Origin of the sequence: Pseudonocardia sp. McavD-2-B, assembly GCF_024124365.1 — a bacterium.
GTDB classification, from domain to species: Bacteria; Actinomycetota; Actinomycetes; order Mycobacteriales; family Pseudonocardiaceae; genus Pseudonocardia; species Pseudonocardia alni.
Genome location: NZ_JAMXSG010000232.1, coordinates 1 through 9,664 on the forward strand (window position 1 = coordinate 1; position 9,664 = coordinate 9,664).

Genomic DNA, 9,664 nt, shown 5'->3' on the forward strand with positions numbered 1-9,664 from the left:
CCGTCGGGGTCGCGGCGACCGTCGCCGCGGCCGGGATCGCCGCGGCCGGGCTCACCCCCGTCTTCACCGGGCAGAGCCTGTACACGGTCGCGCGGGCCACCGAGATGCACCAGTTCTACGGCCCGGCCACACCGTGGTTCCAGGAGCTGCGCCGCTGGAGCTACCTGCTGGGGTTCGGCACCGAGCAGGGCGGCCTCGGACGCCGGGTGCCGGTGCTGCTCGCCGTCGCGATGCTGGTCGCGGCGCTGCCGCTGGTCGCGCGCGGCGCGCACCGGTGGGGTCCCGGTCTGCGGTGGACACCGGTCCCCCTGGCCGGACTCGCACTCGGGTTCGTGCTGCTCACCCCGGCTCCGTCGAAGTGGACCCACTACTTCGGGACGCTCGCCGGGACCGGGGCGCTCGCCGTCGCCGCGGGGGCGGTGCTGGTGGTGACCGCGGCCCGGCGGCCCGCCGACCCGACCGTGCGCGGCGCGGCCGCCGCCGGGACCCTGGCGGCGGTCGTGCTGGTCGCGCTGGCCTTCTCCGGGCGCAACGAGTGGTTCCTGTGGTCGGGCTGGGGTGTGCCGCGCGCGGACGGGCCGTTCGCGCCGCTGAACTCGCCCGCGGTGTGGGCCGTGGTGGCGGCGGCGGTGCCGGCCGTGTCCGCCGTCGCGGTACACCGGGCGGGACGCCGAGGACACCGGACACGGCGGGACTCCGCGGCCCGGGCCGCGGCGGCGCTGCCCGCCGGGATCGTGGTGGTCGCCCTGGTCACCGGGGTGTCGGTGGTGGTGGCGTCGTTCGTCGTCGCCCCGGTGCGCCAGGGCGGGGGCTACAGCGTCGGCGGACAGATGTGGAGCGAGCTGACCGGCCGCGACACCTGCGGGATCCTCGACCACGTCACGGTCCCGGTCGACGCGGGCGCGCTGCCCGCCGCGGGCGGCGCCGACACCCTCACCGGGTTCACCGAGGGCCGCGGCTGGGTCGACGCCCCGCCGCGCGGCGGGCTCGCCTGGGGCAGTCTCGACGGCGGCCCGGGCACCACCGGCGAGCTCCGCACCCGCTGGTTCGCCGTCGCGCCGGGACCGGGCGACCGGGTGCTGTCGGTCGACGTCGCCGGGCGGACCGGGCAGGGCAACACCCTGGAGCTGGAGTACGCCCGGGCCGGGTCGCCGGGTCCGGACGGGCGCGTGTCGCTCGACGACACCGCGACCGGTGCCCGCGGCACCTACCCCACCGAGCGGGTGCAGGAGGCCGTGCCGCTGGACCGGCCGGGCTGGCGCACCGTGCGGGTGCCCGTCTCCGCGTTCCCGGCGGACGTCGACCGGGTGCGGGTGCACGCCGTCGACACCGCCGTCGGGCCGGGTGGCTGGGTGGCCGCCGCCGCCCCGCGGATGATCACCCCGGCGCCGGTGGTGCCGATGCTGCGCGACGCCGACGGCCCGGTCTACGTCGACTGGTCGATCCTCTGGTCGGCGCCCTGCCTGCGCGACCTGCCCGCCGTCCGGGCCGGGCTGGTGCAGACCCCGCGTTACCTGGTGCTGGGCCCGTCGTCGCTCGGGTTCGCCGTGGACGTGTCGTTCGCCGACGTCGCCGGGGGCAGCTTCGCGGCGATGCGCCGCACCACCACCGAGCAGGTCGTCGCGACCCGGATCGACACCGCCGACGACCCGGACCAGGCAGACTGGGGCTCGATCACCCGGATCGACACCGACCTCGCCGTGGACGCCTACGACGTCTCCTCGGTCCCGATGCGCCGCTGGGGCTGGGAGGGCGACCGGACCCCGGTCGGGTACCCGGCCCTTCCGGCACCGTGACGCCCCTCCGGTCGGAGGGGCCCCGCGGCCGCGTCCGGCTGATAGACACATGCGGACACCCGCACGCAACGAAGCGAGGGACACCGTGGCCTTCCCCGGTCTGCAGCACGTCGCCCTGACCGTCAGCGATCTCGAACGCAGCACGCGCTGGTACGCGGCGCTGTTCGGCGCCGAGCCCGTCCTGGACGAGGACGAGGAGGGCGGCCGCTTCCACCACACCGTCTTCGCCCTCGACGGTGGGATGCTGTTCGGTCTGCACACCCACCAGGGCCGCGAGTCCGGCGAGCCGTTCAGCGAGGAGCGCACCGGCCTCGACCACGTCGGCTTCGCGGTCGGCTCGCACGCCGAGCTGGAGCAGTGGGCGCAGAAGCTGACCGAGCTCGGGATCGCCCACGAGGGCGTCAAGAAGGCGCACTACGGCAGCGGCGTCTCCTTCCGCGACCCGGACAACATCGCCCTGGAGTTCTTCACCGGGCCGGAGTGAGCCGGTGCGGGGCGTGTCCGGACACGCCCCGCCCGCACCCGTCCGGTGGGCGGTGCCGTGCTCCCGACCGCGGCGTGCCGCCGAGGCGCTCGACGAGCTCGACGCCGACGTCCACCGGTCGCCGGTCCGGATCCGGACCAGCCCGTTCGTCCCGCACACCGACCGCGCGCCGCGATGCAGCCCAGCGGGCGCAGGATGTCCTCGTGCACCTGGGCTGCATCTCGGCGCCACCCCGCTACGCCGGGACAGGACGGTGTCGGCGTACCGGCTCACGACGCCGCGGCGTTCCTCACGCCCCCGACACCCCGGTCGAGCGCACCACCCCGTGGTGGCAGCGGCTGCTGCGGACCTGGCTGCCGCCGCTCGTCGCGCTCGTGCTGTTCGTCGTGGTCTGGCAGATCGTCTGGGCCTCGGCCGTCACCCCCCGAGTACCGCCCGCCCTCCCCGGGCGCGGTGGCCGAGGCGTTCGCGGAGACCGTCGTCAGCGGCGAGATCTGGGCGATCCTGTGGACCTCGGTCAGCCGGGCCGCCCTCGGCTTCCTGCTCGCCCTGGTGATCGCCACCCCGCTCGGCGTGGTGGTCGCGAAGGTGCCGGTGGTGCGTGCGGCGATCGGTCCGCTGCGACCAGGTGCCGCCGATCCTGCCGCGGGCCGGCCAGGTGCTGGGCGCGACGGGCTACCGGATGGCCCGCTACGCCCTGCTCCCCGCGGCACTGCCCGGCTACCTCGCCGGCTGCAAGCAGGGCTGGGCGTTCTCCTGGCGGTCGCTGATGGCGGCGGAGATCATCGCGGCCGGCCCCGCCCTCGGGGTCGGACTGGGCGCCTACCTGAAGAACGGTGCCGACGTGCACGACATCGTGCAGGTGTTCGCCGCGATCCTGCTGATCCTCACCGTCGGCATCGGGGTCGAGCTGCTGGTCTTCCGCCCGCTGGAGCGACGGGTGCTGCGCGCCGGGGGGCTGGCGCTCACCGTCTGGCCCGGGCGGCGCCCGCAGGATCGGCACGACGTCCCACCCGTCCACACGACCTGTCCACAGTAGATCTCTCACACCTCGGGACAGCTGTCCGGACGGCCGTGATCATGGCTCCCGCCAGGCAGGATGCGGGTGATCCGGGTCGCCGGAGGCTTGGGCGGCACCCGGGGTGGCGGCTAGCGTGGCGACCGTGACCGGATCGGTGCTGCTGACCACGCGGGGGCATGTCGACCTCGCGCGCGTGGCGTCGGCACTCTGTCGACCCTGAGCCGTCGTCCCGAGGCGACCTCCCGAGTCGTCCCCGGGCGGTACCCGTCCCGCTCCGCGCGCGCCCGTCCGGCCCGCGCACCCCGCCGTGGCCCCGCCGTCGTCGCCCACCGCCGCGCGCCGCCGGTCGCCCCTCTCCGGAAGGACCATTCATGACCACCACCTCCCCCGCCCCCGCCGGCACCGACGGCGGCGCGGGCCGGACCGCCTGGACCGACGAGCAGCTCGACGCCGTCTTCGCGCCGGTGTTCGCGCGGATCGCCGAGGGCGCGGTGGCCCGCGAGCAGGGCCGCGCGCTCGCCCACGACGAGGTCGCCGCCCTGCGCGCCGAACGTTTCGGCGCGCTGCGGCTTCCCGTCGACCTCGGCGGCTACGGCGCCACCGTCCGCCAGCAGTTCCGGCTGCTCGTCGACCTGGCCGCCGCCGAGTCGAACCTGCCGCAGGCGCTGCGTGTGCACTGGTGGTACGTCGACGACCTGCTGCTCGCCGACCCGGGTCCGGACCGCGACGCCCGGCTGGCCGCCGTCGCCGGGGGTGAGCTCGTCGGCAACGCCATCACCGAGCCCGGCGTCGGCGCGATCGACCGCTACCGGACCGCACTGACCCCGGACGGCGACGGCGGCTACCGGCTGAACGGCACGAAGTACTACTCGACCGGCAGCCTCTACTCCGACCGGATCCTCGTCGCCGCCGACCTCGACGGTGAGCGGGTCTCGGTGCTCGTCGACGGCGATGCCGAGGGCGTCGTCCAGCACGACGACTGGGACGGCTTCGGCCAGCGCCTCACCGCCAGCGGCACCACCGTGTTCACCGACGTCGCCGTGCCCGCCGACCGGGTCCTCGGTCCGGGCTACGGCTCCGCCGGCCGGTCCTGGGGCACGTCCTACCTGCAGCTCGTGCAGCTCGCCGTGCTCGCCGGCATCGCGCGGCGCGCCACCGACGACGTCGCCGGCTGGGTGCGGGAGCGCACCCGCACCTTCACCCACGCCGCGGCCGACCTGCCCCGCCACGACCCCCTGGTCCAGCAGGTCGTCGGGCGGCTGTCCGCCGCGGCGTGGTCGTCGCGGGCCCTGGTGCTGACCATCGCCGACCAGCTCGACCGGCTGCTCGACGCGGGCGGGGAGGACCCCGATCTGCTCGACCGCGTGGAGCTCGACGTCGCCCACGCCCAGGCCGCCGTCGTCCCGGCCGTGCTCGACGCCACCACCCAGCTGTTCGAGGTCGGTGGCGCGTCGATCACCTCGGAGAAGCTGCGCCTGGACCGGCACTGGCGCAACGCCCGGGTGATCTCCACGCACAACCCGCTGATCTACAAGCTGCAGACGGTCGGGGACCACGTCCTCAACGGCACCGACCTCCCCTACGCCTGGAGCGCCGGCAAGCGATGACCCGCGGGGTCGGGGCCTCCGTCGTCCGCGACCACGCCGGACGGGAACACGACCGGCCGCACGGTGTTGCACCGGTAGGAGACCGCTGAACCCCTCGGGAGGCCGTTCATGGCGCGCAAGCAGATCCACCTGGCCGCACACTTCCCGGGCGTCAACAACACCACCGTGTGGAGCGACCCGGCGTCCGGCAGCCACATCGAGTTCGAGTCGTTCGCGCACTTCGCGCGAACGGCCGAACGGGCGAGGTTCGACTTCCTGTTCCTCGCCGAGGGACTGCGCCTGCGCGAGCACCGCGGCGAGATCTACGACCTCGACGTGATGGGCCGCCCGGACACGTTCACGGTCCTGTCCGCGCTGGCCGCGGTCACCGACCGGCTCGGCCTGGCCGGGACGATCAACTCGACCTTCACCGAGCCCTACGACGTCGCCCGCCAGTTCGCGTCGTTGGACCACCTTTCCGGCGGCCGGGCCGCCTGGAACGTGGTGACCTCGTGGGACGCGTTCACCGGCGAGAACTTCCGCCGCGGCGGCTTCCTGCCGAAGGAGAAGCGCTACTCCCGGGCCAAGGAGCAGCTGGCCGCGACCGCCGCGATCTGGGACTCGCGCACCGGTCCCGACGACCGCGGGGAGTTCGCCTTCACCTCCGACCAGTTCGACGTGCACGGCCGGTTCTCGCTGCCGCGCAGCCCGCAGGGCCGCCCGGTGATCCTGCAGGCGGGTGACTCCGAGGAGGGTCGCGAGTTCGCCGCCGCGTCGGCCGACGCGATCTTCTCCCGGCACGCCGAGCCGGAGGCCGGACGCGCGTTCCTCGCCGACGTGAAGGGCCGCCTCGCCCGCTACGGCCGGGCGTGGGACGACCTGAAGATCCTGCCCGCCGCGACGTACGTGCTGGGCGACACCGACGCCGAGGCCGCCGAGCGCGCCGAGGTGATCCGCTCCCAGCAGGTCAGCCCGCAGACCGCGATCGTGTTCGCCGAGCAGCTGTGGAACACCGACCTGTCCGGGCGCGACCCGGACGGCCCGCTGCCGGAGTTCGACCCGGTCGAGGGCGAGCTCGTGTCGAAGGGCCGGGCCAGCGTGCGCCAGTACCGGGACCCGAAGGCCGTCGCCGACCAGTGGCGCGCCCTCGCCGCGGAGAAGAACCTGTCCCTGCGCGAGACGGTGATCGAGGTGACCGGGCGGCACACCTTCGTCGGGAGCCCGCGGACGGTCGCCGACGCGATCGACGACGCCGTGCAGTCCGACGCCGCGGACGGCTACGTGCTGGTCCCGCACGTCACCCCGGGCGGGCTCGACGAGTTCGCCGACCGGGTCGTGCCGCTGCTGCAGGAGCGCGGGTCGTTCCGCACCGAGTACACCGGGACGACGCTGCGTGAGCACCTCGGGCTCCCGGCCGTCCGCTCGACGACCGACCCGACCGAGGCGGCGACGGCGGCCCCGTCCACGACCTGACCGCGCTCCCGCCGCACCGGGCGCAGGTCAGGTGCGCTCGTCGTCGCGGCCCTCGGCCTGCTCCCGGGCGGCGTTCTCCCGGTGTGCACGGACGGCGATCCAGGCCATCGCGGCCGGGATCCCGAGCAGCAGCCCGAACGACAGCAGCCCGGCGACCCAGTCACCCGGCACGATCACCAGCACGATCACGGTGATCGCGACGGCCTGCAGGATCCGGTCCGCGCGGCCGCCCGCGGCGCGCCTGGGCCGGTGCGGTGCGGTCAGCTCGGTGTCCAGCTCCGGGTCGGAGCGGCGCAGCTCCTGTTCGAGGCCGGAGAGCCGGAGCTCCTCGTCGCGGTCCAGGGGGCGCGCCACCGGGCGTGGGTCGGGGTCGCCGGTCCCGCCGCCGGGCGGCGGGGGCGGCAGGGGCGGGGGTGTGACGGACATCGTGACCTCCTCGGTGCCACCGACCGGGTTCCCGCTCCCGGGGGCGGTCATCCGGGATGTGCGGTAGACGTCACCGATCCTACCGAAACGGACATAGTCCCGCCGCTGCACGCGGCAGGACCCGGCGGCAGGATCGTCCGCATGGAACGCTGGACCGATCTCGTCGAACGCCACGACCCCGCCGGAGTCCTCGACCGGCTCGACGGACGGCCCGCCCACGAGATCGCCGACGCGCTGGCCCGGATGGAACCGGTCGACGCGGGCTGGGTGTTCCGGCTGCTCGGCAAGGACCGCGCGCTCGACGTGTTCGAGGAGCTCGACCCGGTCGACCAGCAGGAGCTGCTGGCGGGGCTGCGCGACGACGCGGTGACCGCCCTGGTCGAGGACATGGACCCCGACGACCGCGCCCGGATGCTCGGCGAGGCGCCGGCCAAGGTCGCGAACCGGGTGCTGGCCGGGCTGTCGGCCGGGGAACGGTCGATGACCGCGGCGCTGCTCGGCTACCCCGACGGCTCGGTCGGGCGGGTGATGACGCCGGAGACCGTCGCCGTGCCGCTGCACAGCAGCGTGACCGAGGCGCTGGCCGTCGTGCGGCGCAAGGGTGCGCAGGCCGAGACCGTGTACACCCTCGCCGTCACCGACGCCGGGCGCCGGGTGATCGGCACCGTCTCGCTGCGCGACCTGGTGCTGGCCCGGCCGGACGTCGCCGTCGCCGACCTCGTCGACGACGGGGCGCCGCGGGTGCGGGCCACCGACGCCGCCGAGGACGCCGCACGCCTGATGGGCGAGGCGAACCTGCTCGACCTGCTGGTCGTCGACTCGGAGGACCGGCTGCTGGGCCTGCTGACGATCGACGACGCCGTCGAGATCCTGGAGCGCGCCGACACCGAGGACGTCGCCCGCCAGTCCGGCGCGGCGCCGTGGTCGGGCCACTACATGTACGTGCGGGTCACGAAGCTGGCGCGCACCCGCGCGGTGTGGCTGGCGGTGCTGCTGCTCGCCGCGGTGCTGACGGTCAACGTGCTGCAGATCTTCGAGGACGCACTCGAGCAGGTCACCGCGCTGGCGCTGTTCATTCCGCTGCTCGTGGGCACCGGCGGCAACGCCGGTGCCCAGTCGGCGTCGGCGGCGGTCCGGGCGATCGCCGTCGGGGAGGTGCGACTGGCCGACCTGCCCGCCGTGGTGTGGCGGGAGCTGCAGGTCGGGCTGCTGCTGGGCACCCTGCTCGGTGCGCTGGGGCTGGCCGTCGCGTCGCTGCTGGTCGGGGTCCAGGTCGCCGTCGTGGTGGCGGTGACGCTGGTGGCGATCTGCGGCTGGGCGGCGACGGTGGGCGCGACGATGCCGTTGCTGGCCCGCCGGGTCGGGATCGACCCGGCGGTGGTGTCCGCTCCCCTGGTCACGACGCTCGTCGACGCGACCGGGTTGCTGATCTACTTCTCGGTCGCCCGGGTGGTGCTGGGGATCTGATCCGCGTCCACGGTCGCGTCGTCCGCGCCGTCGGTGCCGGCGACCTCCGGGGCGGCCGCGGCGCGGCGCCGGGAGACGATCAGGCTCGCGACGGCGGCGACGGCGATCGTCCCGGTGATGACCAGCAGCGACAGCCAGATCGGCACCTCGGGCACCGGCACCGGCTGCCCGTCGTTGATGAACGGCACGTTGTTCTCGTGCAGTGCGTGCAGGGTCAGCTTCACGCCGATGAACGCCAGGATCACCGCGAGGCCGTGCGCCAGGTAGATCAGGCGCTCCAGCAGCCCACCGATGAGGAAGTACAGCTGGCGCAGGCCGAGCAGGGCGAAGGCGTTCGCGGTGAACACCAGGAACGGCTCCTGGGTGAGGCCGAAGATCGCCGGGATCGAGTCGAACGCGAACAGCAGGTCGGTCAGCCCGATGGCGACGATGACCAGCGCCATCGGGGTGAGGAGCCGCTTGCCGTCGACGCGGGTGACGAGCTTCGCGCCGTCGTACTCGGTGGAGGTGGGCAGCACCTTGCGGACCAGGCGGATCAGCTTCGAGTCACCGGCGTCGGCCTGCTCGTGGTCGTCGGAGGACATCGCCTCGCGGATCTGGGACCAGGCGAGCCAGAACAGGATGACCGCGAACAGGTAGAAAACCGCGACGAACTGCTCGATGATCACCGCGCCGACCGCGATGAACGCACCGCGCATGACGATCGCGATCGCGATGCCGATCAGCAGCACCTTCTGCTGGTGCACCTTCGGCACCGCGAAGCTGGTCATGATCAGCAGGAAGACGAACAGGTTGTCGACCGACAGGGCCTTCTCGGTCAGCCAGCCGGCCATGTACTCGCCGCCGTACTGCCAGCCCGAGAAGACGCCGACGCCGACGCCGAACAGCAGGGCGATCGCGATGTAGCCGGCCGACCAGATCGCCGACTCGCGCAGCGTGGGCTCGTGCGGGTCACGGGCGTGCCCGACGAAGTCGAACACGAGCATGCCGGCGACGACGGCGAGCGTGGCCAGCCACACCCAGAGGGGAACGTTCACGGCGGGGTCCTCCAGCGCAGGTAGGGGCGCTGAAGGTCTCCTCCGCCCGCCGCGGTGACCGCGGTGGACCGGCGCAACCGGGACCGGCTCGGGCCGGTGCCGTGATGACGGCGACGCCGTGTTCGGGAGTACTCCCCTTCGACTGTGCAGAACGCTAGGGCATGGCCCAGGGTTCCGACAGTGGGGGGTACGCGAGCCTCGTCACATCTGTCCGTTTCCGCCGATGACCTCCCGGGCGGGCGGCGCCGTCGTCGTGGGCCCGCAGGGTGGCCGCGGGACCGGCGATCGTGGCGCGGTCCTCAACCCGCGGCGAGCCGGACGGTCGCGGCGTCGCGGGCCGGCTGCACTTGGGCGCGGGCGGCGTCGTCGTAGGT

8 protein-coding genes and 1 pseudogene are annotated in these 9,664 nt (G+C 74.3%); 7 read left to right on the forward strand and 2 right to left on the reverse strand.

All coding sequences use genetic code 11. The annotated features are described in order from the left end of the window. The 6 genes and pseudogenes from NH602_RS23650 to NH602_RS23670 all read left to right on the forward strand — a co-directional run. Positions 1 to 1,796 (forward strand): arabinosyltransferase domain-containing protein (locus NH602_RS23650; protein WP_253068935.1); only part of this gene is annotated, 1,796 nt, incomplete at its 5' end. Between the two features lie 85 nt (positions 1,797 to 1,881). Then, positions 1,882 to 2,280, forward strand: coding sequence for a VOC family protein (locus NH602_RS23655; protein WP_208622944.1), 399 nt, complete (start codon positions 1,882 to 1,884; stop codon positions 2,278 to 2,280). Between the two features lie 218 nt (positions 2,281 to 2,498). Further along, positions 2,499 to 3,241 (forward strand): annotated as a pseudogene (locus NH602_RS23660) (ABC transporter permease); the annotation flags it as partial. Between the two features lie 214 nt (positions 3,242 to 3,455). Next, complete coding sequence (locus NH602_RS32280; protein WP_374210257.1) at positions 3,456 to 3,521, forward strand: putative leader peptide; 66 nt, start codon at positions 3,456 to 3,458, stop codon at positions 3,519 to 3,521. Positions 3,522 to 3,672: 151 nt separating this feature from the next. Next, the gene (locus NH602_RS23665) at positions 3,673 to 4,908 is read left to right on the forward strand and encodes an acyl-CoA dehydrogenase family protein (RefSeq protein ID WP_253068936.1); all 1,236 of its coding nucleotides are present in this window, start codon (positions 3,673 to 3,675) and stop codon (positions 4,906 to 4,908) included. 108 nt (positions 4,909 to 5,016) lie between these two features. Further along, positions 5,017 to 6,360, forward strand: coding sequence for an NtaA/DmoA family FMN-dependent monooxygenase (locus tag NH602_RS23670; RefSeq protein WP_100878208.1), 1,344 nt, complete (start codon positions 5,017 to 5,019; stop codon positions 6,358 to 6,360). A gap of 27 nt (positions 6,361 to 6,387) precedes the next feature. Here NH602_RS23670 and NH602_RS23675 read toward each other — a convergent pair whose 3' ends face one another. Continuing rightward, on the reverse strand, positions 6,388 to 6,786 hold the full coding sequence (locus NH602_RS23675; protein ID WP_253068937.1) for a DUF3040 domain-containing protein: 399 nt from the start codon (positions 6,784 to 6,786) through the stop codon (positions 6,388 to 6,390). A gap of 141 nt (positions 6,787 to 6,927) precedes the next feature. Between NH602_RS23675 and mgtE the strand changes: the two genes are divergently transcribed. Then, on the forward strand, positions 6,928 to 8,253 hold the full coding sequence (gene mgtE, locus NH602_RS23680; RefSeq protein ID WP_253068938.1) for a magnesium transporter: 1,326 nt from the start codon (positions 6,928 to 6,930) through the stop codon (positions 8,251 to 8,253). Here mgtE and NH602_RS23685 read toward each other — a convergent pair. Then, entirely contained in the window at positions 8,217 to 9,290 is a 1,074-nt protein-coding gene (locus NH602_RS23685; protein ID WP_253068939.1) for a TerC family protein, read from the reverse strand. The genes mgtE and NH602_RS23685 overlap by 37 nt on opposite strands. Positions 9,291 to 9,664: the final 374 nt, after the last annotated feature.

What these genes read in the sequence shown, in the direction of transcription:
- NH602_RS23665 (WP_253068936.1), top strand. Translation starts at nt 3,673, where the DNA reads ATGACCACCACCTCCCCCGCCCCCGCCGGCACCGACGGCGGCGCGGGC.
- NH602_RS23670 (WP_100878208.1), top strand. Translation starts at nt 5,017, where the DNA reads ATGGCGCGCAAGCAGATCCACCTGGCCGCACACTTCCCGGGCGTCAAC.
- NH602_RS23675 (WP_253068937.1), bottom strand. Translation starts at nt 6,786, where the DNA reads ATGTCCGTCACACCCCCGCCCCTGCCGCCCCCGCCGCCCGGCGGCGGG.
- mgtE (WP_253068938.1), top strand. Translation starts at nt 6,928, where the DNA reads ATGGAACGCTGGACCGATCTCGTCGAACGCCACGACCCCGCCGGAGTC.